At 61.7% G+C, this 25,093-nt stretch carries 23 protein-coding genes; 7 read left to right on the forward strand and 16 right to left on the reverse strand.

Annotated features, from left to right (window positions below; translation table 11 throughout):
* Nucleotides 1-35: 35 nt before the first annotated feature.
* The 10 genes from C4J87_RS03655 to C4J87_RS03700 all read right to left on the reverse strand — a co-directional run bounded on the left by C4J87_RS03655 (nucleotide 36) and on the right by C4J87_RS03700 (nucleotide 9,237).
* Nucleotides 36-515, reverse strand: a complete 480-nt coding sequence (locus C4J87_RS03655; protein WP_124361205.1) for a DUF2878 domain-containing protein — start codon at nucleotides 513-515, stop codon at nucleotides 36-38.
* On the reverse strand, nucleotides 508-1,779 hold the full coding sequence (locus C4J87_RS03660; protein WP_124365755.1) for a cyclopropane-fatty-acyl-phospholipid synthase family protein: 1,272 nt from the start codon (nucleotides 1,777-1,779) through the stop codon (nucleotides 508-510). The genes C4J87_RS03655 and C4J87_RS03660 overlap by 8 nt, the downstream gene beginning before the upstream one ends.
* Complete coding sequence (locus C4J87_RS03665; protein ID WP_124365756.1) at nucleotides 1,766-2,575, reverse strand: DUF1365 domain-containing protein; 810 nt, start codon at nucleotides 2,573-2,575, stop codon at nucleotides 1,766-1,768. Before C4J87_RS03665 ends, C4J87_RS03660 begins: the two co-directional genes overlap by 14 nt.
* Nucleotides 2,572-3,819, reverse strand: a complete 1,248-nt coding sequence (locus tag C4J87_RS03670; RefSeq protein WP_124365757.1) for an NAD(P)/FAD-dependent oxidoreductase — start codon at nucleotides 3,817-3,819, stop codon at nucleotides 2,572-2,574. Before C4J87_RS03670 ends, C4J87_RS03665 begins: the two co-directional genes overlap by 4 nt.
* Nucleotides 3,816-4,598 carry an SDR family oxidoreductase gene (locus C4J87_RS03675; RefSeq protein WP_124365758.1) on the reverse strand — a complete coding sequence of 261 codons (783 nt, stop codon included), beginning with the start codon at nucleotides 4,596-4,598 and terminating at the stop codon, nucleotides 3,816-3,818. The genes C4J87_RS03670 and C4J87_RS03675 overlap by 4 nt, the downstream gene beginning before the upstream one ends.
* Nucleotides 4,595-6,034, reverse strand: coding sequence for a deoxyribodipyrimidine photo-lyase (phrB, locus tag C4J87_RS03680; protein ID WP_124365759.1), 1,440 nt, complete (start codon nucleotides 6,032-6,034; stop codon nucleotides 4,595-4,597). Before phrB ends, C4J87_RS03675 begins: the two co-directional genes overlap by 4 nt.
* Nucleotides 6,035-6,964, reverse strand: coding sequence for a MerR family transcriptional regulator (locus C4J87_RS03685; RefSeq protein WP_124365760.1), 930 nt, complete (start codon nucleotides 6,962-6,964; stop codon nucleotides 6,035-6,037).
* A gap of 3 nt (nucleotides 6,965-6,967) precedes the next feature.
* Entirely contained in the window at nucleotides 6,968-7,927 is a 960-nt protein-coding gene (locus C4J87_RS03690) for a DUF523 and DUF1722 domain-containing protein (protein WP_124365761.1), read from the reverse strand.
* 111 nt (nucleotides 7,928-8,038) lie between these two features.
* Complete coding sequence (locus C4J87_RS03695; protein WP_124365762.1) at nucleotides 8,039-8,254, reverse strand: TIGR02450 family Trp-rich protein; 216 nt, start codon at nucleotides 8,252-8,254, stop codon at nucleotides 8,039-8,041.
* Nucleotides 8,251-9,237, reverse strand: coding sequence for an NAD(P)/FAD-dependent oxidoreductase (locus C4J87_RS03700; RefSeq protein WP_124365763.1), 987 nt, complete (start codon nucleotides 9,235-9,237; stop codon nucleotides 8,251-8,253). Before C4J87_RS03700 ends, C4J87_RS03695 begins: the two co-directional genes overlap by 4 nt.
* 212 nt (nucleotides 9,238-9,449) lie before the next feature.
* Between C4J87_RS03700 and C4J87_RS03705 the strand changes: the two genes are divergently transcribed.
* Both C4J87_RS03705 and hemH read left to right on the forward strand, forming a co-directional pair.
* The gene (locus tag C4J87_RS03705) at nucleotides 9,450-10,349 is read left to right on the forward strand and encodes a TIGR01777 family oxidoreductase (RefSeq protein WP_124365764.1); all 900 of its coding nucleotides are present in this window, start codon (nucleotides 9,450-9,452) and stop codon (nucleotides 10,347-10,349) included.
* Nucleotides 10,350-10,363: 14 nt separating this feature from the next.
* On the forward strand, nucleotides 10,364-11,389 hold the full coding sequence (gene hemH, locus C4J87_RS03710; protein ID WP_124365765.1) for a ferrochelatase: 1,026 nt from the start codon (nucleotides 10,364-10,366) through the stop codon (nucleotides 11,387-11,389).
* A gap of 128 nt (nucleotides 11,390-11,517) precedes the next feature.
* Here the strand turns inward: hemH and C4J87_RS03715 are convergent, their stop codons facing one another.
* Together C4J87_RS03715 and algW are read right to left on the reverse strand one after the other, a co-directional pair.
* Complete coding sequence (locus C4J87_RS03715) at nucleotides 11,518-13,614, reverse strand: TonB-dependent siderophore receptor (protein WP_124365766.1); 2,097 nt, start codon at nucleotides 13,612-13,614, stop codon at nucleotides 11,518-11,520.
* A gap of 111 nt (nucleotides 13,615-13,725) precedes the next feature.
* Nucleotides 13,726-14,886: a Do family serine endopeptidase AlgW gene (algW, locus tag C4J87_RS03720; protein ID WP_124361218.1), complete on the reverse strand. Its 1,161-nt coding sequence runs from the start codon at nucleotides 14,884-14,886 to the stop codon at nucleotides 13,726-13,728.
* 101 nt (nucleotides 14,887-14,987) lie between these two features.
* On the opposite strand from algW, the gene C4J87_RS03725 reads away from it, so the two are divergent.
* From C4J87_RS03725 to cysN, 3 genes are all read left to right on the forward strand, one after another.
* Complete coding sequence (locus C4J87_RS03725; RefSeq protein ID WP_124365767.1) at nucleotides 14,988-15,746, forward strand: Nif3-like dinuclear metal center hexameric protein; 759 nt, start codon at nucleotides 14,988-14,990, stop codon at nucleotides 15,744-15,746.
* A 156-nt stretch (nucleotides 15,747-15,902) separates the two neighbouring features.
* Nucleotides 15,903-16,820: a sulfate adenylyltransferase subunit CysD gene (gene cysD / locus C4J87_RS03730; protein WP_003171640.1), complete on the forward strand. Its 918-nt coding sequence runs from the start codon at nucleotides 15,903-15,905 to the stop codon at nucleotides 16,818-16,820.
* A gap of 9 nt (nucleotides 16,821-16,829) precedes the next feature.
* Nucleotides 16,830-18,728, forward strand: a complete 1,899-nt coding sequence (cysN, locus tag C4J87_RS03735; protein WP_124365768.1) for a sulfate adenylyltransferase subunit CysN — start codon at nucleotides 16,830-16,832, stop codon at nucleotides 18,726-18,728.
* A gap of 112 nt (nucleotides 18,729-18,840) precedes the next feature.
* Here the strand turns inward: cysN and C4J87_RS03740 are convergent, their stop codons facing one another.
* The 3 genes from C4J87_RS03740 to C4J87_RS03750 all read right to left on the reverse strand — a co-directional run bounded on the left by C4J87_RS03740 (nucleotide 18,841) and on the right by C4J87_RS03750 (nucleotide 22,210).
* A complete protein-coding gene (locus C4J87_RS03740) occupies nucleotides 18,841-19,740 on the reverse strand; it encodes an acyltransferase (RefSeq protein WP_124365769.1) in 900 nt (299 codons plus the stop codon).
* Nucleotides 19,741-21,840 (reverse strand): phosphate acetyltransferase, encoded by a 2,100-nt coding sequence (gene pta, locus C4J87_RS03745; protein ID WP_124365770.1) that lies wholly within the window; start codon nucleotides 21,838-21,840, stop codon nucleotides 19,741-19,743. It abuts the gene before it with no gap.
* A 79-nt stretch (nucleotides 21,841-21,919) separates the two neighbouring features.
* Nucleotides 21,920-22,210, reverse strand: a complete 291-nt coding sequence (locus C4J87_RS03750) for a DUF3565 domain-containing protein (RefSeq protein ID WP_164485281.1) — start codon at nucleotides 22,208-22,210, stop codon at nucleotides 21,920-21,922.
* Here C4J87_RS03750 and C4J87_RS03755 point away from each other — a divergent pair.
* Nucleotides 22,209-22,694, forward strand: coding sequence for a peptidylprolyl isomerase (locus C4J87_RS03755; protein WP_124365772.1), 486 nt, complete (start codon nucleotides 22,209-22,211; stop codon nucleotides 22,692-22,694). The two genes, C4J87_RS03750 and C4J87_RS03755, sit on opposite strands and share 2 nt — an antisense overlap.
* 279 nt (nucleotides 22,695-22,973) lie before the next feature.
* Here C4J87_RS03755 and rpsT read toward each other — a convergent pair whose 3' ends face one another.
* Nucleotides 22,974-23,252 carry a 30S ribosomal protein S20 gene (gene rpsT / locus C4J87_RS03760; RefSeq protein WP_003188401.1) on the reverse strand — a complete coding sequence of 93 codons (279 nt, stop codon included), beginning with the start codon at nucleotides 23,250-23,252 and terminating at the stop codon, nucleotides 22,974-22,976.
* A gap of 253 nt (nucleotides 23,253-23,505) precedes the next feature.
* On the opposite strand from rpsT, the gene murJ reads away from it, so the two are divergent.
* Complete coding sequence (murJ, locus tag C4J87_RS03765; RefSeq protein ID WP_124365773.1) at nucleotides 23,506-25,044, forward strand: murein biosynthesis integral membrane protein MurJ; 1,539 nt, start codon at nucleotides 23,506-23,508, stop codon at nucleotides 25,042-25,044.
* The last annotated feature ends 49 nt before the right edge of the window (nucleotides 25,045-25,093 follow it).

The following is a 25,093-nucleotide window of genomic DNA, read 5'->3' on the forward strand; positions in this document are numbered from 1 at the left end:
AAGCAGGCCATGGGTGTAGGAATGCGCGACGGACGTCAGTGAGCCAACCGCTGCATGCCGACAAACACTGCGGCCCAAAGTACCGCCAGGCCGGCCATCGTCGGCCCCAGTCCATAGCCAAACTGCACGCCAGCCAATTGGCTGCCGGCGTAATACGACAACGGCCCACCCACCGCGCCCAACAGGGCGGCACGCCACCAGGGCCGTGCGCTCCAGGCCAGGCAATGGCGCAGGGTGGTGGCCAGCAATGCCCACAGCAGCATCAACCAGAACGGAATCAACGGCCCTGGTTCGCTGAAGTGGAAAACCCCAAGTGTGCGCAACAGCGTGTCGAGCAGCGTGCCGGCGAGCGTCACGCCGATGATCAGCACCCCGTCATCCGCCAGCGGACTTATCCACAGCAGGTTGATCACCAGTACCGCCAACCCCACCAGCAGCCAGAGGCTGTCGCCGCCGAGCACACAGGCAAACCAGCCGCACTGGAACAACGCGGCATTCGCCAGGGATTTAAGCACTGAAGCGCCCGAGCAACGGCGGGTTGATTGCCGCAGGCTTAGCCAGCAGTAACTGCGCGGTGCCAATCGTGCGCTCCATGAAGCCGCCCTCGCAGTAGCACAGGTAGAACTCCCACAAGCGCAGGAAGTACTCGTCGTAGCCAAGCTCCGCGAGGCGGCCATGGGCGCGGCGAAAGTTCTCATGCCACAGGCGCAGGGTTCGTGCGTAGTGCAGGCCGAAATCTTCCATGTGCAGCAGGTTCATGTCGGTGTCGCGGCAGACGATCTGCAGCATGTTCTGCACACTGGGCAGGGCGCCGCCGGGAAAGATGTAGCGTTGGATGAAATCGACGCTGTGCTTGGCCTGCTCAAAGCGTTGTTCGCGGATGGTGATGGCTTGCAGCAGCATCAGGCCGTCGGGTTTGAGCAAATGCGCACATTGCTTGAAATACGTGGGCAGGAAGCGATGGCCTACCGCTTCGATCATTTCGATGGACACCAGCTTGTCGTACTCACCCGTGAGGTCGCGGTAGTCCTGCAGCAGCACCGTCACCTGACTGTGCAGGCCCGCCGCCGCGATGCGCTGCGCGGTGTAGGCAAACTGCTCTTTGGACAAGGTGGTCGTGGTGACCTTGCAACCATAATGCTGCGCCGCGTACAGCGCCATGCTGCCCCAGCCGGTGCCGATTTCCAGCAGGTGGTCAGTGGGCTTGAGCGACAGTTTCTGGCAGATGCGTTCCAGCTTGTTCAGTTGCGCTTGTTCCAGGGTGTCGTCGGCGCTGAGAAATTGCGCTGCCGAATACATCATGGTCGGGTCGAGAAACGCCTCGAACAGGTCGTTGCCCAGGTCGTAATGGGCCGCGATGTTTTTCTGCGAGCCCTTGCGCGTGTTGCGGTTGAGCCAGTGCAGGCCCTGGGTGAACGGCCGCGCCAGGCGGGCCAGGCCACCTTCCATCGCATCAAGCACGTCGAGGTTGCTGACCATCACCCGCACCACGGCGGTCAGGTCCGGGCTGCTCCAATAACCGTGGATGAATGCCTCGCCGGCGCCGATAGAGCCGTTGGCGGCCACCAGGCCCCACGCCGCCGAATCCAGGATCTGGATTTCCCCCAGCAGGTGCGCTTCCCGTGCGCCGAACACTTGTCGCTCGCCGTCCTCGACGATCACCAATTGCCCATGGCGCAATTGGCTGAGTTGGCGCAACACGCCTTTGCGCAATAGCGCAGCGCTGATGCCGTTGACGTTCAGGCGATTGGTCTTGACCGATAAGCTAGGGGATTTCATGGCGGCGGTCCTTGGTATACCCGACTGCGGTGCTGGAGACGCCATCGGCGGCTCGGTGGGGGAAAATCGGTGTGCGTTTGAGCAGCAGGCGCAGGGCCTGCCAGTAGATCGCGAGGCAAGTTTTGGCGGTCATCCAGGGAAAGCGCCATAGATAGCGATGCAGGCTGGCGCGGTTCAAGGTCTCTTTTTGCAGGCTCAAGGTGGCGTCGAAGACTTTATGCGCGCCTTGCCAATCGGCCATGTGCACGCCGAGCCGGGCGGCCGGCGGGCTGAAGCTCATGCGGTATTCCAGGTCGCGCGGCAGGAAGGGCGATACATGGAACGCCTTGGCCACGGCGAAGTGCTGATGCTCATCGGCGCCCATTGCCTGAGTCGGCAACACGTAGTGATAGCGCTCGCGCCACGGTGTATTGGTGACTTCGCACAGGATCGCCGCCAGCTGCCCGTCGGCCTCGAAGCAATAGAAGAAACTCACCGGATTGAACGCCAGGCCCCAACTGCGGGCCTGGGTCAGCAGGCAGATAGCGCCCTGCGGGGTGCGCCCCAGGGCCTTGCCGACTTCCTGGCGCACCGCGTCGCTCAAGCTCATACCGTGGCGCGTGAATGGGCGCAGGTAGTCCTGTTGGCGAAAGCCGAACGGCGCCAGGCGGCTCACGCCGGCCAGGGGGGAGAGCGCAAGCACCGCGTTCTCTTCGCTGAGGTCCAGGTACAGCAGGCCGATGCGGTAGCGAAAGGCATGGGCCTTGGGCGTAAACCGACGATGGGCGATCCAGCCGCTGTACAGGGCGCTGTTCACAGGGTTTCCCCAAAGGCCTGGGCCACGCGCAGGGCGCTGACCACGCCATCTTCGTGGAAACCGTTGGCCCAGTAGGCGCCGCAGTAGAACGTGTAGCGCACGCCATGCAATTCTTCCCAGCGCGCCTGCGCGGCCACCGCTGCCAGGCTGTATTGCGGATGGGCATAGGTGTAGCGCGCCAGGATCTTCAGCGGGTCGATCATCGGCGTCTGGTTGAGGCTCACGCAAAAGGTGGTGGCGCTGTCGATGCCTTGCAGGATGTTCATGTCGTAGGTGACAGCGGCCTGATGCTGCTGACTGCCGCTCAGCCGGTAGTTCCAACTGGCCCAGGCCAGCTTGCGGTCGGGCAGCAGTCGCGTGTCGGTGTGCAGCACCACGTCATTGTCGGCATAGGGCAGGGCGCCAAGGATTTGCTGTTCGGCCAGGCTGGGGTCGGCGAGCAATGCCAGGGCCTGGTCGCTGTGGCAGGCGAAGACCACGCGATCGAACGTCTCGCTGCCAGCCGCGCTGTGGATAACCACACCGTCGTCGGTGCGTTGCACGTTCTGCACAGGGCAGTTGAGGCGCACGTGATCGCGGAAACTGCGGGCCAGCGGTTCGATATAACAGCTGGAGCCGCCTTCGATCACGCACCACTGCGGGCGATTGCTCACCGACAGCAAACCGTGGTTCTTGAAGAAACGCACGAAGAACTGCAAGGGGAACTTGAGCATGTCGGCCAGAGACATCGACCAGATCGCCGCGCCCATCGGCACGATGTAGTGGCGGATAAAGCGCGGGCCATAACCGCCGGCGTCGAGATAATCACCCAGGGTCATGTCGGCGCTGATGCGCTGCGCTTGCAGGTCCTGCGGCGCCTGGCGATTGAAGCGCAGAATATCGCGCAGCATGCCCCAGAAGCCTGGCGACAGCATGTTGCTACGCTGGGCAAACAGGCTGTTGAGGTTATTGCCGTTGTATTCGAACCCCGCGCTCGGGTCGCACACCGAGAAGCTCATCTCGGTGGGTTTGAACCTGACGCCGATCTGCCCCAGCAGGCGGATAAAATTGGGATAGGTCCAGTCGTTGAACACAATAAAGCCGGTGTCCACCGCATAGCGTTGGCCCTCGACCGTCACGTCGGCCGTATGGGTATGCCCGCCAAGGCACGCACCTGCTTCGAACAGCGTGATGTCGTGGCGCCGGCTGAGCAGGTAGGCGCTGGTCAGCCCGGCGATACCGCTGCCGATAATGGCGATCTTCACAGGTCGTCCTTGTGCGGCGGCGGGCTGCGCAACATGCGTTTGCCGATGATCAATTGGGCCCGGTTAGGCAGCTTCGACAGCGGCCACAAGGTGGCGATGAACATGGCCGGAAAGGCGATCTCCAGCGGGCGCTTTTCCAGTTTGGCGAAGATATGCTTCGCCGCCTTGTTGGCCGACCAGCTCAACGGCATGGGGAAATCATTGCGTTCGGTCAGGGGCGTGTCGACAAACCCCGGGCTGATCACCGTGACGTCGATGTTCTCGGGCGACAGGCTGATGCGCAGGGATTCGAACAAGTAGCGCAGCCCCGCTTTCGAGGCACCGTAGGCTTCGGCACGTGGCATGGGCAGGTAGGTCACGGCGCTGGCCACGCCCACCAGGTGCGGCGTACGCCCGGCACGCAACAGCGGCAGTGCGGCTTCGATGCAATAACTGCTGGCCAGCAGGTTGGTGCGCACCACGTGTTCGATGATCGACGCATCGAACTGCCGGGCGTCGACGTACTCACAGGTGCCGGCGTTGAGGATCACCGTATCCAGCGAGCCCCAGGCTTCGCCGATTCGTTCACCGATCTCGCGTACGGTCTGGCTGTTGGTCAAGTCACCGGCCACCACCAGCACCTGCCCCGGATAACGCTGGGCGAGTGCTGCCAATGGGCCTTTGGTGCGCGAGCTGAGCGCCACATGGGCGCCGCTGTTGAGCAGCTCCACGGCCAGCGCGGCGCCGATGCCACTGCTGGCGCCGGTCAACCAATAACGACGGGGCGGTGTCAGGCTCATCCGATTCTCCTCTCTGGACGCGTGGGCAGGCTGCGAAAGGCGGCAAGGGCGCGCTCGCGGGAGTGTTTCAGGTCGACAATGGCGCGCGGGTAATCGGCGATGCCGAACAAACCGCCGGCGGCTTGCGGGTTGTGCACGTCCTTCTTGTTCAGCGCGGCCAGTTCTGGCAGCCAGTGCTTGATGAACAGGCCTTCGCTGTCGAATTTTTCCGACTGGCTCAACGGGCTGAAAATCCGGAAATACGGCGCCGAATCGGTGCCCGTCGATGAACTCCACTGCCAGCCGCCGTTGTTGGCCGCCAAGTCGCCGTCGATCAAGTGCCGCATGAAGAAGCGCTCACCCTCGCGCCAGTCGATCAGCAGGTTCTTGGTCAGGAACATCGCCACCACCATGCGCAGGCGGTTGTGCATCCAGCCGGTTTCCAGCAGTTGGCGCATGGCCGCGTCGATAATCGGCAAACCGGTGCGCGCTTGCTGCCAGGCGGCCAGGTCCTCGGGCGCGTTGCGCCAGGCCACGGCTTCGGTTTCGGGGCGGAACGCGCGATGGCGCGAGACCCGTGGGTAACCCACCAGGATGTGTTTGTAGAACTCACGCCACAGCAGTTCGTTGATCCAGGTAATCGTGCCGATGTCGCCGCTTTCGAACTCGCCCTGGTTGGACTGCAACGCCGCGTGCAGGCACTGGCGTGGCGACACGACTCCGGCGGCCAGGTAGGCGGACAGCTGGCTGGTGCCTGGCTTGGCGGGGAAGTCGCGCTCGTCTTTGTAATAGCTGATCTGCTCGTCTGCAAAGGCGTCGAGGCGGCGGCGCGCTTCGTCTTCACCGGCGGGCCACAGGGCGCGCAAGGTTTCACTGGGGGGCGCGAACCCTTCAACGCGGGTGGGGATGACGTCGCTTTTCACGTCGAGCCTGGCCTGGGCCTTGGGGCTCACCACCAGGCGCGGCAAGGCACTGTGCAGGCGGGTGTAACACACCTTGCGGAACTGGCTGAATACCTGGAAGTAGGTGCCGGACTGGGTCAACACGCTGCCCGGCTGGAAAAACAGCTGGTCCAGGTAACGCTGGAAGGTCACGCCCTGGGCTTCCAACGCCTGGGCCACGGCGGCGTCGCGGCGGCTCTCGTGGATACCGTATTCGTCGTTGACATGCACCGATTGCACCTTGAGTTCCCGACACAGCTGGCTCAATACGCCGGGCGCCTGGTCCCAGGTGCCGGCGTACCGGATCAACAGCGGGATGTTCAGGGCTGCCAGCGCCTGGCTCAGCGCTTGCAGGTTGCGCAGCCAGAAGTCGACCTTGCAGGGCGCGTCATCGTGGGCCAGCCATTGTTGCGGCGTGATCAGGTAAACCGCCGCGACCGGGCCTCGCTGGCTTGCGGCAGCCAGGGCGGTGTTGTCGTGAAGGCGCAGGTCGGTGCGCAGCCAGATCAAGTGCATTTAGACAATTCCACGCTGGAGCAATATCTGATGGGCCGACAACGGGTCTTCGGCGACGAACACGTCGGGGAGGTCATGGGTGAGTGCGGCCAACTCGGCGTGGTGGATGCACACCGTGGGGCCGGCAATCAGTATCGGGCAACCAACGCCGGCCAGCAGTTTGGTGAGTGCCGCTACCTGTAGCGCTTTGCTTGAATACAGCAGCACCGCGCGCGGTTGCAGGTGTTCTACCGCCAGGGCCAGTTCGCCGGCGGGCAGCGGCCAATCGAACACTTCCACCGGGCAGTCGGCGCTGCTGGCCAGCCAGGCGCTGAGCCACAAGTGCGGTTCCAGGGGTAAGTCGGAGTGGTTGACCAGCAGCAACGGGGCGCCGTGGAGTTGACGATTGTTGTGGTAAATCCGCGCGCCAAACTTGCTGCGCAGCCAGGACAGGAAAAACACCCGCTCCATCTGCGCGCCGAATTGACCCTGCCATTTCTGTTCAAGCTCGCTGAGCAGCGGCAGCATCAACTGCTCGCACAAGGTGCGTGGCGGGTAGAGCGCCATGGCTTGGTTGAAGGCATCGTCGACCCGGCGCTCGGCCAATTCGCCGATGGCATTGACCAAGTTTTGACGCAGGGCGTGCCATTCGTTTTCCATCGGCTCGGGGTTGGCCTGGGCGGAGTCGATCAGGCCTTTTACCTGGCTGACCGGCACGCCCCGATTGAGCCAGGTGAGGATGGCGTGGATGCGTTGCACATGTTCGGCGCTGAACAACCGGTGCCCTTTGGGCGTGCGCTGGGGCACGATCAGGCCATAACGGCGCTCCCAGGCGCGCAGGGTCACGGCGTTGACGCCGGTCTGGCGCGCCACCTCGCGGATCGGTAGCCAGCCATTTTTCAGGGCTTGGGCGATGTCTTCGCCGGTTTCGTCTTGCAGGGCAACGGTCATGGCTTAGATCGCATTACGCAGGCTGAGATTTTCCGGGTGCGGTTGCAGGTAGGCCTGCTGCGCAATGTAGCGGTCCGGGTGTTGACGAAAGTGGTGCTTGAGCAGGGTAAGCGGTACCACCAGAGGCACGATGCCTTGGCGGTATTGGCCGATGACGGTTTGCATTTCCTGCTTGTCGTCGGCGCTGATCGACGCCTTGAGGTAGCCGCTGATGTGTTGCAGCACATTGGTGTGGGTACCGCGGGTGGCGCACCTCTTAAGGCCCGTCATCAGTTCGCAGAAGTAGCAGGTGGCCCACTCGTCGAGTTTGTCATCCTTGCCCATGGTGCCGAGCAACTGACCGAGGCTTTTGTAGTGCGCCGGGCTGTGGGCCATCAGCAAGTATTTGTAGCGCGAGTGAAAGGCCAGCAGGCGATGACGCGTCAGGCCATCGGCGAGCAGTTGCTGCCAACTGGCGTAGACGAACACGCGGGTGAGGAAATTTTCTCGCAATACCGGGTCATTCAGACGGCCGTCTTCTTCCACCGGCAAGTTGGGGTGGCGCGCGCAGAATGCCTGGGCGTAGACACCGCGCCCCCCGCCATCCACCGGTGCGCCATTTTCACGGTAAACCTTGACCCGCTCCAGGCCACAGGACGGCGATTTCTGCATAAAGATGTAGCCGCACAGGTCGGTATGTTCACGCGCCATCGCCTGCCCGTATTCATCCAGCGGCTGGGTCACGTTGAGTTCGCGGTGCACGGTGCCCACGGCCTGGGGATTGTTCGCGTCGCCGACCAGGCGAATGGTTTCGCGGGGGATGCCCAGGCCGATTGCGACTTCAGGGCACAGCGGCACGTAGTCGAAGTAGTCGGCCAGGGTCTGGCTGCACAACAGGGATTGTTTATGCCCGCCGTTGAAACGCACGTTCTCGCCCAGCAGGCAGGCACTGATGCCGATCTTGGGTTTCACGGAATGGGGCATGGGCAAACCTCTGTGAAATTCCTGTACAGGTGCGAATTACTGTACAACTAATCTCATCATAGATTTGATCTTGTACAAGTCAATTATTTTGTACAGGTTTTTTCGCAGGGCTTACTGCCATCCCATTTTCCAGCTATCCGTATTCTGCAATGTTTGCCAGCCAACGCGCTCGGTTCGTCGGGTCATCACCGCTTGCAGCTCGATCTCCAGCACGGTGCCTTCCTCGTCACGAAACAGTTCGGTGACGAGGAAGTGTTTTTCCTTGTTTTTAGGCAAGGTGGCTGTCCATTTCGACAATAGCAATTTGGCCGGGTTGATGCGATTCATTGCAGGTGCTCGATCAACCGTCGCGCCGCCTCCTGGCCGCTGAGCCAGGCACCTTCGACACGCCCCGACAAACACCAGTCGCCGCAGACGAACAGGCCCAGGTCGGCATCGGCCAGCACGCCGAATTCATGACTGCTGGACGGTCGGGCGTAGAGCCAGCGGTGTGCCAGGCTGAATGAAGGCGCGGGCATGGTGCAATGCAGCAACTCGGCGAAGGCGCCGTGCAAGTGTTCGATCACGGCCTCTTTGGGCAGGTCCAGGTGCGCCTTGCTCCAGGTGCTGGTGGCATGTAGCACCCAGGTGTCGACGGTGACGTCACGCCCCGGTTTGCTGCGGTTGCGCGCCAGCCAGTCGAGGGCGCTGTCTTGCACGAAGCAGCCTTCCATCGGTGTATCCAGAGGCGTGTCGAAGGCCAGGGCGATGGCCCAGGTGGGGTCCATTTTCACCCCGGCCACGACGCTCGCCAGTTTCGGTGCGGCGGCCAGCAGGGTGGTAGCCTGGGGCGCCGGCGTGGCGATGATCACATGGCTGAACGGGCCGTGATGGCCGCCATCGGCGTCGAGCAGGTTCCAGTGCTGGGTGCCCTGGAACACCTCGGTGATGCGGCAACCGAATTCCACCGGCAGGTCATCTAGCAGGGCGCGGGTAATGGCGCTCATGCGCGGTGTACCGACCCAGCGGATCTGTTCATCGGGGGAGGGCGTCAGTTGGCCGGACTTGAAGTTGTACAGCTGGGGTTTCCACTGTTGCGCCCAGCCATGGCTTTGCCAGCGCTGCACTTCGTTGACGAAGCGCCGATCGCGCGCGGTGAAGTACTGTGCGCCCATGTCCAGGGCACCGGCATCGCTGCGCTTGCTGGACATACGGCCGCCGCTGCCGCGGCTTTTATCGAAGAGTTGTACAACGTGCCCCGCGTCTCGTAACGCTCGGGCGGCGGAGAGACCGGCAATGCCGGTACCGATGATCGCAATGGGGACAGTCATGGGAGGCCTCGTTTTACCGTTGGGTACAGACTACGCCGACACCAATAGCTGTACAATATTGTTTTTTGGTATAAGTTTTGGCGTGCCTGATTGTGTGGCGTGACCTATGGTTAAGCTAAGGGCTGAATGGCCGCCACGCTCGATTATTAAATTGATCCCTGCTTATAAAATAGACCAGTGAGCGGCGGCGAACGTTACATGAGGAGCGTCCCATGCATATTTTGCTGACCGGCGGTACCGGTTTGATCGGCCGTCAACTGTGCCGGCACTGGCTTGCCCAGGGCCATCGCTTGACCGTGTTGAGCCGCAAACCCGATGCCGTTGCGCGGGTCTGCGGCGCGCAAGTGGCGGGTGTCGGGCGCTTGCAGGACGTGATCGGCGGCGTCGATGCGGTAGTCAACCTCGCCGGTGCGCCCATCGCCGACCGTCCCTGGACCCACAAACGCAAGGCTTTGCTGTGGAGCAGCCGCATCAGCCTGACCGAAAGCCTGCTGGCATGGCTGGAAGGCCTCGAGCAAAAACCGGCGGTGCTGATCTCCGGGTCTGCCGTGGGTTGGTATGGCGACGGCGGCGAGCGCGAACTGACTGAAGCGTGCGGCCCGGTGCAAGACGATTTCCCCAGCCAGTTGTGTATCGCCTGGGAAGAAACCGCCGTGCGGGCCGAGGCCCTGGGCATTCGTGTGGTGCTGGTGCGTACCGGCCTGGTGCTGGCGGCCGAGGGCGGCTTTTTGTCGCGCCTGCTGCTGCCGTTCAAACTGGCGCTGGGCGGGCCGATCGGCAATGGTCGGCAATGGATGCCGTGGGTGCATATCCAGGATCAAATCGCCCTGATTGATTTTCTTCTGCACAAGGCTGACGCCAGCGGTCCTTATAATGCCTGCGCGCCACACCCGGTGCGTAACCGCGAATTTGCCCAGACGTTGGGCCAGGTGCTGCATCGGCCGGCGTTCATGCCGATGCCGGCCTTTGCGCTGAAGGTCGGCTTGGGCGAATTGTCCGGCTTGTTGCTGGGCGGGCAAAAGGCCCTGCCTGAGCGGCTGCTGGCGACGGGTTTCACTTTCCAGTTCACTGAGTTGCGTGCGGCCCTGGACGACTTGTCCAGCCGCCTCTAGAGATAGGATGTTGCATGACGGATCACGCGTTGTTACTGGTCAACCTGGGCTCACCGGCCTCCACTTCGGTGGCCGATGTGCGCAGCTACCTCAATCAGTTCCTGATGGACCCTTATGTGATCGACCTGCCGTGGCCGGTGCGCCGCCTGCTGGTGTCGCTGATCCTGATCAAGCGCCCCGAGCAGTCGGCGCATGCCTATGCGTCCATCTGGTGGGAGGAGGGCTCGCCGCTGGTGGTCCTCAGCCGTCGCCTGCAGCAGCAGATGACCACGCAATGGACCCAGGGCCCGGTGGAACTGGCGATGCGTTATGGCGAGCCTTCGCTTGAAACGGTGCTGACACGCCTGGCCGCCCAAGGCATCCAGAAAGTGACCCTGGCGCCGCTGTACCCGCAGTTTGCCGACAGCACCGTGACCACGGTGATCGAGGAAGCCAGGCGCGTGGTGCGCGACAAGAAACTCAAGGTGCAATTCTCGATCCTGCAGCCGTTCTACGATCAGCCTGAGTACCTCGATGCCTTGGCGGCGAGTGTGCGGCCGTATGTAGAACAGGATTACGACCACCTGCTGTTGAGTTTCCACGGTTTGCCTGAGCGTCACCTGACCAAGCTCGACCCCACGGGCCAGCATTGCTTCAAAGACGCTGATTGCTGCAGGAACGCGTCCCCGGAGGTGCTTGCCACCTGCTACCGCGCGCAGTGTTTCAGCGTCGCCCGGGATGTGGCCGCGCGGCTGGGGTTGCCGGACGGCCAGTGGTCGGTGGCGTTCCAGTCCCGCCTGGGCCGCGCCAAGTGGATCGAACCCTACACTGAGGCGCGTCTCGAAGCGTTGGCTCAACAAGGCGTGAAAAAACTGCTGGTGATGTGCCCGGCGTTTGTCGCCGATTGCATCGAGACCCTGGAGGAAATCGGTGATCGCGGGCTGGAGCAGTTCCGTGAGGCGGGGGGCGAGGAGTTGGTGTTGGTGCCTTGCCTGAATGATGACCCGCAGTGGGCGGCGGCGCTTAATACCTTGTGTGAACGCGCGCCTGTGTCGCTGTAATTAAGCCGTGCGAATAACCAAATGTGGGAGGGGGCTTGCTCCCGATAGCAGGGTGTCAGTCTCAGTATTGCTGATTGATACACCGCTATCGAGAGCAAGCCCCCTCCCACATTTAGTATGGCGTTTGCTTAGAGATTGAGGGTCAGGCTGAGCGTGAGGTTGCGTGGCTCACCAGGGCTGACCCAGTAGCTGCTGTAGGAGCGCTCGTAATACTTTTCATCAAACAGGTTATTGAGGTTCAGGCCCACGGTGACGTTCTCCGTTGCCTTGTAATGCGCGAGCAGATCGACGGTGTGGTAGGCGGGCAGTTCGAAGCCTGTGCCCGCTTCACCGGAGCGATCACCGACATAAGTAAACGCCGCCCCCAGGTCCGAACCACGTAACGCGCCGTCCTGGAACTCATACACCCCCAACAGACTGCCGCTGCGCTTGGCCACGCCGAGGATGCGGCTGCCTGCCGGAATGGTGTTATCACCCTTGGTCACTTCGGCGTCGATGTAGGCGAAAGCGCCGATCACGCGGATGGCGTCGGTGACTTGCCCGGTCAGTTGCAGATCGAACCCCTGGCTGCGCGCCTTGCCCATGGCGCGGTTGGTGTTGGTCGACGGGTCCAGGGTCAGCACGTTTTCCTTTTCGATATGAAAGGCGGCGAGGGTGGCGCTGAGGCGGTCGTCGAACAGCTCGGTCTTGATCCCCATTTCGTACCCCACGCCTTCTTCGGGTTTGAAGGTCTGACCGCCGGCATCCACACCGCTGTTGGGCTTGAACGAGGTGGAGGCGTTGGCGAATACCCCCACCTGCGGCGTCAGTTGATAGAGCAGGCCGGCACGCTGGGTAAGGGCGTCGTGGGTCTGCCGGCTTTTGGCGTGGTTGCGGGCGAAATCGTCGGTGCTCTGTTCGAAATGCTCGAAGCGTGCGCCCAGCATGCCGCGCAGGCGGTCGGTGAAGACGATCTGGTCCTGCAGGTTCAGCGCATGGCTTTGGGTCTGTTCGAAGATATCGGTGCCGGAGCGCGTGCCATTGGGTTTTGGTTGGCCGTAGACCGGCTTGTAGAGGTCGATGGGGTAGGTGCTGCCGCCGATGGTCGTCACGCGCTCCTTCTTGCGGTAGTCCTCGTATTCCGTGCCGATCAGCAGTTCATGCTGCCAACTGCCCACGTCGAACAGGCCGCGCAGTTCCAGCTGGGTGATGCTGTCGTGCCAGCCGGTGGAGCGTTCGCGATAGCGGCGGTTGAGGGTGTGGCCGTCTGCATTCAGTGCACGGTTTTCCGACGCGTCGCCCCACAGGCTGCCCTGTTTGTAGTGGCTGGCCAGGCGCAGTGTCCAGGCGTCGTTGAGGTGATGTTCCAGGGTGGCCTGGATGCGATTGTTGTGGTTGTCGATGTCGCCGTCGTTGGGTTCGCCGAGGAAGGTGGAGCGTGATACCCCAGGGGCGTCGACGATGCCGCGATCGAAGGTCGAGCTGTGGCGCACGAATTCGCTTTCCACCAACAGGCTGGTGTCCGGGTTCAGCTGCCAGCTGAACGAAGGCGCGACGAACACGCGCTTACTCTCGACGTGATCACGGAAGCTGTGGTTGTCTTCCACTGCCAGATTGACCCGTGACAGCACATTGCCCTCGGCGTCCAGCGGTGTGTTGACGTCGAGGGCTGTGCGATAGCGGTCCCAACTGCCAGCACTGGTTTGCAGGGTCGTGAAGGCTTCCGGCTGGGGCTTCTTGGTGACGATATTTACCGTGCCGCCCGGATCGCCACGCCCATACAAACTGGCGGCAGGCCCCTTGAGTACTTCGATGCGTTCGATATTCGCGGCATCCGGCGTGCTCGGGTAGCCCCGGTTGGCACTGAAGCCATCTTGATAGAACTCAGAAGTGGTGAAGCCGCGTACGCTGTATTCGTAGAGGGTCAGGCCGCCGAAGTTGTTCTGTTTGGAGACGCCGCCCGCAAACTCTAAAGCGCGTTCCACGCTGGTACTGCCCAGGTCCTTGAGCACCGTGGCGGGAATCACGCTGATCGATTGCGGGATGTCGCGCAGGGCGGTGTCGGTCTTGGTGGCACTGGCGGAGCGGGTCGCGCGGTAGCCCTGCACCGGGCTGGTCGCCGACTCATAAGCGTCGGTGGTGACGCTGATGGTGTCCAGTTCCAGGGTGTTTTCTTCGGCGTAGGCGGGGTCGAGCAGCAAGCCCAGGGCCAGGCCGGCCAGGGGCGCAAACTTTCGAGACGGCATGATAGAGCGTTCCAATGTCGGTATTGAAACAATATAACATGTCTAATGAGATGAATTGTTATGTAATATCATCTTGCAGGTGCCCTCAAGCAGGCACCTGGGCAATGCCGCTTATTCCTCTTCTTTTACCGGCGCTGTGGCTGGCGGTGGGCGCAGGCCGATTTCCGCCGACAGCTTGATCTCTTTGCCGTTGCGCATCACCTGGATCGCCACCTTATCGGTCGGCTTGATCCGCGCTACCTGGTTCATCGACTTGCGGCCATCACCGGCCGGAGCGCCGTCGATGCTGAGGATCACATCGCCCAATTGCAGGCCGGCTTTCTGCGCCGGGCCGTCGCGGAAGATCCCCGCGACTACGATGCCAGGGCGCCCGGTCAGGCCGAACGACTCGGCCAGTTCCTTGGTCAAGGGTTGCACTTCAATGCCCAGCCAGCCGCGAATCACCTGGCCGTGCTCGATGATCGACTTCATCACCTCCATCGCCAGCTTCACCGGGATCGCAAAACCGATGCCCTGGGAGCCGCCGGACTTGGAGAAAATCGCCGTGTTGATACCCGTGAGGTTGCCATTGGCATCCACCAGCGCGCCGCCGGAGTTGCCGGGGTTGATCGCCGCGTCGGTCTGGATGAAGTCTTCGTAGCTGTTAAGGCCCAACTGGTTACGCCCGGTGGCGCTGATGATGCCCATGGTCACCGTCTGGCCAACGCCGAACGGGTTGCCGATGGCCAGCGCCACGTCGCCTACGCGCAGGCCATCGGAGCGGCCGAGGGTGATCGAGGGCAGGTTCGTCAGGTCGATTTTCAGTACCGCAAGATCGGTTTCCGGATCGCTGCCCACCACGCGGGCCAGGGTCTCGCGGCCATCACGCAGGGCCACCACGATCTGGTCGGCGCCGGTGGTCACGTGATTGTTGGTGAGGATGTAGCCTTCGGGGCTCATGATCACCCCGGAACCGAGGCTCGATTCCATGCGGCGTTGCTTGGGCCCGTTGTCACCGAAGTAGCGGCGAAACTGCGGGTCTTCGAACAACGGATGCGCCGGCTTGTTGATGACCTTGGTGGTGTACAGGTTGACCACCGCAGGGGCGGCGATGGTCACGGCGTCCGCATAGGTCACCGGGCCTTGCACCACGGTGCTGGTTTGCGGGGCCTGTTGCAGGTTCACATCAAGGCTGGGAAGGCCAACCCACTGTGGATAACGCTGAATGATCAGCATCGCGATCAGCACGCCAGCCAGCAATGGCCATCCAAAAAAACGCAGCGCCTTGAGCATCAAGTAAGTCCTGACAGGTTGCAGGGGGCGCGGGAGCGCCCATAATGACGCGCATTATACGAGGCTGCGACGCCAGCGAACGGGATATTTAGGAGTCTTTTATGGCCGTCCCCCTTACCACCCTCGTCGAGGAAGCGGACCGCTACCTTGGCAGCTTGAAAATCGCCGATTATTGCCCCAACGGCCTGCAAGTGGAGGGCCGGCCGCAGGTGATGCGCATCGTCAGCGGCGTCACCGCCAGCCAAGCCCTGCTGGACGCCGCCGTCGAAGCGCGGGCCGACCTGATCCTGGTGCACCACGGGTATTTCTGGAAGGGCGAAAACCCCTGCATCACCGGCATGAAGCAGCGTCGCCTGAAAACGTTACTCAAGCATGACATCAGCCTGCTGGCCTACCACCTGCCACTGGATCTGCACCCCGATGTCGGCAACAACGTGCAGCTTGCCAAGCAACTGGACATCACCGTCGAAGGCCCGCTCGACCCAGGTAACCCAAAGGTCGTCGGCCTGGTCGGCTCGCTCGCCGAGCCGCTGTCGCCGCGCGACTTTGCCCGCCGCGTGCAGGACGTGATGGGCCGAGAGCCGCTGCTGATCGAAGGCAGTGAAATGATCCGCCGCGTCGGCTGGTGCACCGGGGGCGGCCAGGGGTATATCGACCAGGCAGTGGCTGCCGGTGTCGACCTGTACCTGAGCGGCGAAGCCTCGGAGCAGACCTTCCACAGCGCGCGGGAAAACGACATCAGTTTCATCGCCGCCGGCCACCACGCCACCGAGCGCTATGGCGTGCAGGCGTTGGGGGATTACCTGGCACGACGCTTTGCCTTGGAGCATATCTTCATCGATTGCCCGAACCCGATCTGAGTCACACTGGATCGCGTTTGGGGCCAAACTCAGCGGTATATTCATATACCGTTTCGATCTAGTTGGCGCCCTGAATAGAAGCAGGTGCTGTGCTAGCATGCCCCGCTCGAACACGGCCCGCTGGCCGTCCACACGATCGTTTTTCCGTGAGTAGCCATGGTCGACAAACTGACGCATCTGAAACAGCTGGAGGCGGAAAGCATCCACATTATCCGCGAGGTCGCCGCCGAGTTCGATAACCCGGTGATGCTCTACTCGATCGGTAAAGACTCCGCCGTGATGCTGCATCTGGCCCGCAAGGCCTTCTTCCCGGGCAAATTGCCGTTTCCGGTAATGCACGTCGACACCCGCTGGAAATTCCAGGAAATGTACAAGTTCCGCGACAAGATGGTCGAGGAACTGGGCCTGGACCTGATCACCCACATCAACCCCGATGGCGTGGCGCAGAACATCAACCCGTTTACCCACGGTAGCGCCAAGCACACCGACATCATGAAGACCGAAGGCCTCAAGCAGGCCCTGGACAAGCATGGTTTCGACGCAGCCTTCGGCGGCGCCCGTCGCGATGAAGAGAAATCCCGCGCCAAAGAGCGCGTGTACTCATTCCGCGACAGCAAGCACCGCTGGGACCCGAAAAACCAGCGCCCGGAGCTGTGGAACGTCTACAACGGCAACGTCAACAAGGGCGAATCGATCCGCGTATTCCCGCTGTCCAACTGGACCGAGCTGGACATCTGGCAGTACATCTACCTGGAAGGCATCCCGATCGTGCCGCTGTACTTCGCCGCCGAGCGCGACGTGATCGAGAAGAACGGCACGTTGATCATGATCGACGACGACCGCATCCTCGAGCACCTGTCCGACGAAGACAAAGCCCGTATCGTCAAAAAGAAAGTCCGTTTCCGCACCCTTGGCTGCTACCCGTTGACGGGCGCGGTGGAGTCCGAAGCCGAAACGCTGACGGACATCATTCAGGAAATGCTCCTGACGCGAACTTCCGAGCGCCAGGGCCGGGTCATCGACCATGATGGCGCCGGCTCCATGGAAGATAAAAAACGTCAGGGTTATTTCTAAGGGGTTGTCATGTCGCACGTATCTGATTTGATCAGCGAGGACATCCTCGCCTACCTGGGCCAGCACGAGCGCAAGGAAATGTTGCGCTTCCTGACCTGCGGCAACGTCGATGACGGCAAGAGCACCCTGATCGGGCGACTGCTGCACGACTCCAAGATGATCTACGAAGATCACTTGGAAGCCATAACCCGCGATTCGAAGAAGTCCGGCACCACCGGTGACGACATCGACCTGGCGCTGCTCGTCGACGGCCTGCAGGCCGAGCGTGAGCAGGGCATCACCATCGATGTCGCCTACCGCTACTTCTCCACCGCCAAGCGTAAATTCATCATTGCCGATACCCCAGGCCATGAGCAGTACACTCGCAACATGGCCACCGGTGCGTCCACCTGTGACCTGGCGATTATCCTGATCGACGCGCGCTATGGCGTGCAGACCCAGACCCGCCGCCACAGCTTCATCGCCTCGTTGCTGGGCATCAAACACATCGTGGTGGCCGTCAACAAGATGGACATCAATGGCTTTGACCAGAGCGTATTCGAGTCGATCAAGGCCGATTACCTGAAGTTTGCCGACGGTATCGCGTTCAAGCCGAGCACCCTGGCCTTCGTGCCGATGTCGGCGCTCAAGGGCGACAACGTGGTGAACAAGAGCGAGCGTTCGCCGTGGTACACCGGGCAGTCGCTGATGGAGATTCTCGAGACCGTCGAGATCGCCAACGACCGCAACTACACCGACCTGCGTTTTCCGGTGCAGTACGTCAACCGTCCGAACCTGAACTTCCGTGGTTTCGCCGGCACCCTGGCCAGCGGCATCGTGCACAAGGGCGACGACGTCGTGGTGCTGCCGTCGGGCAAGAGCAGCCGCGTCAAATCCATCGTCACCTTCGAGGGCGAGCTGGAACAGGCGGGCCCGGGCCAGGCCGTGACCCTGACCATGGAAGACGAGATCGACATCTCCCGTGGCGACCTGCTGGTGCATGCCGACAACGTGCCGCAAGTGACAGACGCCTTCGACGCCATGCTGGTGTGGATGGCCGAAGAACCGATGCTGCCGGGCAAGAAGTACGACATCAAGCGCGCCACCAGCTATGTGCCGGGCTCCATCACCAGCATTGTGCACCGCGTGGACGTTAACACCCTGGCCGAAGGCCCGGCGAGTTCGCTGCAGTTGAACGAGATTGGCCGGGTCAAGGTCAGCCTTGACGCGGCTATTGCGTTGGACGGTTACGACAGCAACCGCACCACTGGCGCGTTTATCGTCATCGACCGCTTGACCAATGGCACCGTCGCGGCGGGCATGATCATCGCCCCGCCAGTCACCCATGGCAGCGCGGCGCAGCATGGCAAGTTGGCCCATGTAGCCACCGAAGAACGCGCCCTGCGTTTCGGCCAGCAACCGGCCACCGTGCTGTTCAGCGGCCTGTCCGGCGCGGGCAAGAGCACCTTGGCGTATGCGGTCGAGCGCAGGCTGTTCGACATGGGGCGTGCGGTGTTTGTGCTGGATGGCCAGAACTTGCGTCACGACCTCAACAAAGGTCTGCCGCAGGACCGCGCCGGGCGTACCGAAAACTGGCGCCGTGCCGCTCACGTGGCGCGCCAGTTCAACGAAGCCGGCCTGCTGACCCTGGCCGCGTTCGTCGCCCCGGATGCCGAAGGGCGTGAACAGGCCAAGGTGCTGATCGGCAGCGACCGTTTGCTCACGGTCTACGTGCAGGCGTCGCCGCAGGTGTGTGCCGAGCGTGATCCGCAAGGGTTGTACGCGGCGGGCGGGGATAACATCCCCGGTGAATCCTTCCCGTATGACGTGCCGTTGAATGCCGACTTGGTGATCGACACCCAGACTTTGTCGCTGGAAGACAGCGTCAAGCAAGTGCTTGAGTTGTTGCGTCAGCGTGGCGCGATCTAAACCGCGCCGCAATCAAATGTGGGAGGGGGCTTGCCCCCGATGGCGGTGTGTCAGTCAGTACATCTGTCACTGATCCACCGCTATCGGGGGCAAGCCCCCTCCCACATTTTGATCATCTCTTGTCTGGGAAGTCGGTGTGCAGCTTGTCCAGCAACACATCCTTCTCTTCCCACAACCGGTTGATCCAGCCCTGGAACGCCAACCGATATTCCCCGTCCTGCTCATAATTCTTGCCGATAAACTCGACCGGAATCTGCACCTCTTCAAACTGCACCACCACATCCTTCACATTCCCGCACAGCAAATCCCAATAACCAGGACGGCCGCCAGGGTAGTGAATGGTCACGTTGACCAGCGACTTCAACTGCTCACCCATGGCATCCAGCACAAACGCAATCCCGCCGGCCTTGGGTTTGAGCAAGTAGCGAAACGGTGACTTCTGCTGTGCGTGCTTGCCCGGTGTAAATCGTGTGCCCTCGGCAAAGTTGAAAATCCCCACCGGATTGTCGCGAAACTTCGCACAGGTCTTGCGGGTGGTTTCCAGGTCCTTGCCTTTCTTTTCCGGATGTTTTTCCAGGTACGCCTTGCTATAGCGCTTCATGAACGGAAAGCCCAGCGCCCACCACGCCAAACCAATCACCGGCACCCAGATCAGCTCCTGCTTGAGGAAGAACTTCAGCGGGCGAATGCGTCGATTGAGCACGTATTGCAGCACCATGATGTCCACCCAGCTCTGGTGGTTGCTGGTGACCAGGTACGAGTGTTGATAGTCCAGGCCTTCAAGGCCGCTCAAGTGCCAGCGGGTGCGCCGTACCAGGTTCATCCAGCCCTTGTTGTTGCTGACCCAGGCTTCGTGCGTGTGGTTCATCAAGCCTTCGCTCAAGCGCTTGGCGAAGGGCAGGGCTTTGAACAGCGCCACGATAAACAGGAATGAGCACAACAGGATCGTGTTCAGCGCCAACAGCAGCGAGGCGATCACCCCGCGTACGGCGGCAGGTAGAAAATCCAGCATTTAGATATCCATAGGTCGGTTGGCGGCTTGGATCGCGGTCAGGGCGATGGTGTACACGATGTCGTCCACCTGGGCGCCGCGCGGCAGGTCGTTGACCGGTTTGCGCAGGCCCTGGAGCATCGGCCCCAGGCTTACGCAATCGGCGCTGCGTTGCACGGCTTTGTAGGTGGTGTTGCCGGTATTCAGGTCGGGGAAGACGAACACCGTGGCCTTGCCGGCGACCTGGCTGTTGGGCGCCAGTTGCCGGGCCACGCTTTCATTGGCGGCGGCGTCGTATTGCAGCGGGCCGTCGATCAGCAACGAGCTCTGTTGTTCGTGGGCGAGCAGGGTGGCTTCGCGGACTTTTTCCACTTCCTCACCGCTGGCCGACTCGCCGCTGGAATAGCTGATCATCGCCACGCGCGGGACGATGCCGAACGCGGCGGCCGAGTCGGCGCTCTGCAGAGCGATTTCCGCCAGCTCCGCAGCGCTTGGGTGCGGGTTCATCACGCAGTCGCCATACACCAGCACCTGCTCGGGGAACAGCATGAAGAACACCGACGATACCAAGGTGCAGCCCGGCGCCGTCTTGATCAGCTGCAGGGCCGGGCGGATGGTGTTGGCGGTGGAGTGGATCACCCCGGACACCAGGCCGTCCACCTCGTCGAGGGCGAGCATCATGGTGGCGATCACCACGGTGTCTTCCAATTGCTGCTCGGCCATTGGCGCGTTCAGGCTCTTGCTCTTGCGCAATGCGACCATCGGTTCGACGTAGCGCTGGCGGATCAGGTCCGGGTCAAGTATCTCCAGGCCTTCCGGCAGTTCGATACCCTGGGCCCGCGCCACCGCTTCCACGTCCGCCGGCTTGGCCAGCAGCACACAGCGGGCGATGCCGCGGGCCTGGCAGATTGCGGCGGCCTGCACGGTCAGCGGCTCGCTGCCTTCGGGCAGCACGATGCGCTTGTTGGCGGCCTGGGCGCGCTGGATCAACTGGTAGCGAAAGACCGCCGGTGACAGGCGCATCTCCCGTGGGGTGCCGCAGCGTTGGTGCAGCCAGCGCGCATCGAGGTGGCTGGCGACGAAGTCGGTGATGATCTCCGCGCGCTCGCGGTCATCGATGGGGATTTCCTTGTTGAGGCTGTTGAGCTGGTTGGCGGTGTCGTAGGAACCGGTGCTCACCGACAGTACCGGCAACCCGGCCTGGAACGCGCCACGGCACAAATCCATGATGCGCGGGTCGGGCAGGGTGTCGCTGGTCAGCAACAGGCCGGCCAGCGGTACGCCGTTGATCGCGGCCAGGCTGACGGCGAGGATGATGTCGTCGCGATCGCCCGGCGTCACCACCAGCACGCCGGGCTTGAGCAGCTCCACGGTGTTGCGCATGGTGCGCGCGCAGATGATGATCTTGGTCATGCGCCGGGTTTCATAGTCGCCGGCATTGAGGATCTGCGCGCCCATCAGGTCGGCCACGTCGCGGGTACGCGGCGCGTTGAGTTCGGGCTGGTAGGGAATGCAGCCGAGCAGGCGGAAATCACCGCTGCGCAATAACGGCGAGTGCTCCTTGAGGCGCGCCGAGAAGGCCTCCATGCTTTCGTCGGTGCGCACCTTGTTGAGGATTACGCCCAGCACTTTCGGGTCTTTCGGGCCGCCGAACAGTTGCGCCTGCAGTTCCACGCGGCCGGACAGTTCGGTGAGCACTTCATTTTCCGGGGCCGAGACCAGGATCACTTCGGCATCCAGGCTTTTGGCCAGGTGCAGGTTGACCCGTGCCGCATAGCTGGCGCTGCGGGTCGGCACCATGCCTTCGACGATCAGCACGTCCTTGCCCACCGCGGCTTGCTGGTACAGCGTGATGATTTCTTCGAGCAACTCATCGAGCTGGCCGTCGCCGAGCATGCGCTCAACATGGGCCAGGCCCAGGGGTTGCGGCGGCTTCAGGCCGTGGGTGCGCGCCACCAGTTCGGTAGAACGCTCGGGGCCGGTATCGCCAGGGTGTGGCTGGGCAATCGGTTTGAAGAAACCGACTTTCAGCCCGGCCCGTTCCAGGGTACGCACCAGCCCAAGGCTGATGGAGGTCAGACCCACACCAAAATCGGTGGGCGCGATAAAAAAAGTCTGCATGCGAATTCTCTGGAGGTGCATGGCTGGGGTGGCACTCTATGCGTGAGTGCCTACCGCGAATCAGGCGCCAAGGTTATCGTTATTCGGGGTGTTGCGCACACCAGCCGCACGCAAAGGGCTGGCCGATTTTTTCAAGGCGCTGCGCGGGGTCGAGCACCCAGGCGCGCGACTGCCATGGCGGCTGGTGGCGCAGATGCTGGGTGTGGCCGCAGGACAGCTCGACGACCCAGTGCAGGTCGTCGTCCTGGTGGAATCCGCTGATCGTCGAGACCGTTGGTCGGCCCCGTCTGTCCGGGTTCTGTTCGCTTTCGGGCAAATCCTTGTTTAGACTTGTCCGTTCTTCATTCTTATGCAAAAGGTCTCGCCCCATGACGATCGCCGCTAACAAGGCTGTCTCCATCGACTATACCCTGACCAACGACGCTGGTGAGGTCATCGACAGCTCCGCCGGCGGCGCGCCGCTGGTCTACCTGCAAGGCGCGGGTAATATCATCCCAGGCCTGGAAAAGGCTCTGGAAGGCAAGGCAGTTGGTGATGAACTGACCGTTGCCGTAGAACCTGAAGAGGCCTACGGCGAATACTCCGCCGAACTGGTCAGCACCTTGAGCCGCAGCATGTTCGAAGGTGTTGATGAGCTGGAAGTGGGTATGCAGTTCCACGCTTCCGCCCCGGACGGCCAAATGCAGATCGTGACCATCCGCGACCTGGACGGTGACGACGTGACCGTTGACGGCAACCACCCGCTGGCTGGTCAGCGCCTGAACTTCCAAGTGAAGATCGTTGCCATCCGCGACGCTTCCCAGGAAGAAGTGGCTCACGGTCACGTCCACGGTGAAGGCGGTCATCAGCATTGATCGATGTTTTGATCAAGCGGTAGCAAAAACGCCCCGACTGGTTCGGGGCGTTTTTTTTTGCGCGGTTGAAAATGCACCACTATTCAAATGTGGGAGGGGGCTTGCTCCCGATAGCGGTGGATCAGTCACTAGATGCAGTGGCAGACCCTCAGCCATCGGGAGCAAGCCCCTCCCACATTTTGATTTATGCACTCCAGAAAACAAAAATGCCCCGCACCTTTCGGTACGGGGCATTTCTTAACTGATTCGCAACCTGGGCTGCGTAGCAGTTGTTACCACTTAGGCTGCAGCAGGAACGCTCAGAGCCTTGATGTGGCCATTCAGGCGGCTCTTATGACGAGCGGCCTTGTTCTTGTGGATGATGCCTTTATCGGCCATACGGTCGATAACTGGCACGGCCAGAACGTAAGCAGCTTGAGCTTTTTCAGCGTCTTTGGTGTCGATGGCCTTAACTACATTCTTGATGTAGGTACGAACCATGGAACGCAGGCTGGCGTTGTGGCTGCGACGCTTCTCAGCCTGTTTTGCACGTTTTTTGGCGGAAGGTGTGTTGGCCACCGTCGAGCTCCTCGAAAGACTTTTTAGGAAATAGCAAACAAAATAGGCCGCGAATCATGCCGATGACTTGATGGGTTGTCAAGGGCGGCTGATGCGAGCTGCTGAGTGGTCGATCTGAAGAGGCGGGTGATTTATTTCCGGCGCTTGACCTGTAAACTCGCGAGCTTTGGCTCTGTGCTGTTGCAGGCGCGCAGTATCGCATAAGTAGGCGCTTTGTTCGCCTGCTCTTTATCTATAGGCGCAAACTCTTTCAATGAATCTGCTCAAATCGTTGGCTGCCGTCAGCTCTATCACGATGATCTCCCGGGTTTTGGGGTTTGTGCGTGACACCCTGCTGGCGCGCATTTTTGGCGCCAGTATGGCCACGGATGCCTTCTTTATTGCCTTTAAATTGCCCAACCTGCTGCGCAGAATCTTCGCCGAAGGCGCGTTCTCCCAGGCCTTTGTGCCGATCCTGGCCGAATACAAGACTCAGCAGGGCGAGGAGGCAACCCGCACGTTCATTGCCTACGTTTCGGGCCTGCTGACCCTGGTGCTGATGCTGGTGACCCTGGTCGGCATACTCGCCGCGCCCTGGGTGATCTGGGCCACGGCGCCGGGCTTTGCCAACACCCCGGAAAAGTTCGCGCTGACCACCGACCTGCTGCGCGTGACCTTTCCTTATATAGTGCTGATCTCGCTGTCATCCCTCGCCGGGGCGATCCTCAATACCTGGAACCGTTTCTCGGTGCCGGCCTTCGTGCCGACGCTGCTCAACGTCAGCATGATTATCTTCGCGCTGTTCCTCACGCCTTACTTCGACCCACCGGTGATGGCCCTCGGCTGGGCAGTCCTGGCCGGCGGCCTGGCGCAGTTGCTCTACCAACTGCCGCATCTGAAAAAAATCGGCATGCTCGTGCTGCCGCGCCTGAACCTCAAGGACACCGGCGTCTGGCGTGTGATGCGCAATATGTTGCCAGCGATCCTCGGGGTGTCGGTCAGTCAGATTTCCCTGATCATCAATACGGCGTTCGCTTCGCTGCTGGTATCCGGCTCGGTGTCGTGGATGTACTACGCCGACCGCCTGATGGAATTGCCGTCCGGCGTGCTCGGGGTGGCCTTGGGGACAATTCTGCTGCCAACGCTGGCGCGCACCTACGCAAGCAAGGACCGCCAGGAGTACTCGCGCATTCTCGACTGGGGCCTGCGCCTGTGCTTCCTGCTGGTGCTGCCATGCGCCTTGGCCTTGGGAATCCTGGCTGAGCCCTTGACGGTCTCGCTGTTTCAATACGGCCAGTTCGACGCCCATGACGCGTTGATGACCCAGCACGCGCTGGTGGCTTACTCCGTCGGCTTGCTTGGCATTATCGTGATCAAGGTGCTGGCGCCGGGCTTCTATGCCCAGCAAAATATCCGCACGCCGGTAAAGATCGCGATTTTCACGCTGATCGTCACGCAACTGCTCAACCTGGTATTTATCGGCCCGCTGGCCCATGCCGGCCTGGCGTTGGCAATCAGCGCCGGTGCGTGCATCAATGCCGGCCTGCTGTTTTATCAACTGCGCAAACAACAGATGTACCAGCCGCAGCTAGGCTGGGGGGTGTTCACCCTCAAGCTGCTCGTGGCGGTCGCCGCGATGTCCGCCGTGTTGCTGGGCCTGATGCATGTCATGCCGGCCTGGGACCAGGGCCATATGCTGGAGCGCTTCATGCGCCTTGGCGTGCTGGTGGTGGCGGGCGTGGTGGTGTACTTCGGGATGTTGCTGCTGCAGGGTTTCCGCCTGCGCGATTTCAATCGCAAGTCCCTGGGGTAGAGAGTTTGTCGCGATAAAACGGCTGTTTTATCGAATCGATCCATTTGGC

It is taken from the genome of Pseudomonas sp. R1-43-08, assembly GCF_003852255.1.
GTDB lineage: Bacteria > Pseudomonadota > Gammaproteobacteria > Pseudomonadales > Pseudomonadaceae > Aquipseudomonas.

Coding starts and splice junctions, on each gene's coding strand:
- C4J87_RS03660 (WP_124365755.1), bottom strand. CDS start 1,779: ATGAAATCCCCTAGCTTATCGGTCAAGACCAATCGCCTGAACGTCAAC.
- C4J87_RS03675 (WP_124365758.1), bottom strand. CDS start 4,598: ATGAGCCTGACACCGCCCCGTCGTTATTGGTTGACCGGCGCCAGCAGT.
- phrB (WP_124365759.1), bottom strand. CDS start 6,034: ATGCACTTGATCTGGCTGCGCACCGACCTGCGCCTTCACGACAACACC.
- C4J87_RS03685 (WP_124365760.1), bottom strand. CDS start 6,964: ATGACCGTTGCCCTGCAAGACGAAACCGGCGAAGACATCGCCCAAGCC.
- C4J87_RS03690 (WP_124365761.1), bottom strand. CDS start 7,927: ATGCCCCATTCCGTGAAACCCAAGATCGGCATCAGTGCCTGCCTGCTG.
- C4J87_RS03695 (WP_124365762.1), bottom strand. CDS start 8,254: ATGAATCGCATCAACCCGGCCAAATTGCTATTGTCGAAATGGACAGCC.
- C4J87_RS03700 (WP_124365763.1), bottom strand. CDS start 9,237: ATGACTGTCCCCATTGCGATCATCGGTACCGGCATTGCCGGTCTCTCC.
- C4J87_RS03705 (WP_124365764.1), top strand. CDS start 9,450: ATGCATATTTTGCTGACCGGCGGTACCGGTTTGATCGGCCGTCAACTG.
- hemH (WP_124365765.1), top strand. CDS start 10,364: ATGACGGATCACGCGTTGTTACTGGTCAACCTGGGCTCACCGGCCTCC.
- C4J87_RS03715 (WP_124365766.1), bottom strand. CDS start 13,614: ATGCCGTCTCGAAAGTTTGCGCCCCTGGCCGGCCTGGCCCTGGGCTTG.
- algW (WP_124361218.1), bottom strand. CDS start 14,886: ATGCTCAAGGCGCTGCGTTTTTTTGGATGGCCATTGCTGGCTGGCGTG.
- C4J87_RS03725 (WP_124365767.1), top strand. CDS start 14,988: ATGGCCGTCCCCCTTACCACCCTCGTCGAGGAAGCGGACCGCTACCTT.
- cysD (WP_003171640.1), top strand. CDS start 15,903: ATGGTCGACAAACTGACGCATCTGAAACAGCTGGAGGCGGAAAGCATC.
- cysN (WP_124365768.1), top strand. CDS start 16,830: ATGTCGCACGTATCTGATTTGATCAGCGAGGACATCCTCGCCTACCTG.
- C4J87_RS03740 (WP_124365769.1), bottom strand. CDS start 19,740: ATGCTGGATTTTCTACCTGCCGCCGTACGCGGGGTGATCGCCTCGCTG.
- pta (WP_124365770.1), bottom strand. CDS start 21,840: ATGCAGACTTTTTTTATCGCGCCCACCGATTTTGGTGTGGGTCTGACC.
- C4J87_RS03755 (WP_124365772.1), top strand. CDS start 22,209: ATGACGATCGCCGCTAACAAGGCTGTCTCCATCGACTATACCCTGACC.
- C4J87_RS03750 (WP_164485281.1), bottom strand. CDS start 22,210: ATGGGGCGAGACCTTTTGCATAAGAATGAAGAACGGACAAGTCTAAAC.
- murJ (WP_124365773.1), top strand. CDS start 23,506: ATGAATCTGCTCAAATCGTTGGCTGCCGTCAGCTCTATCACGATGATC.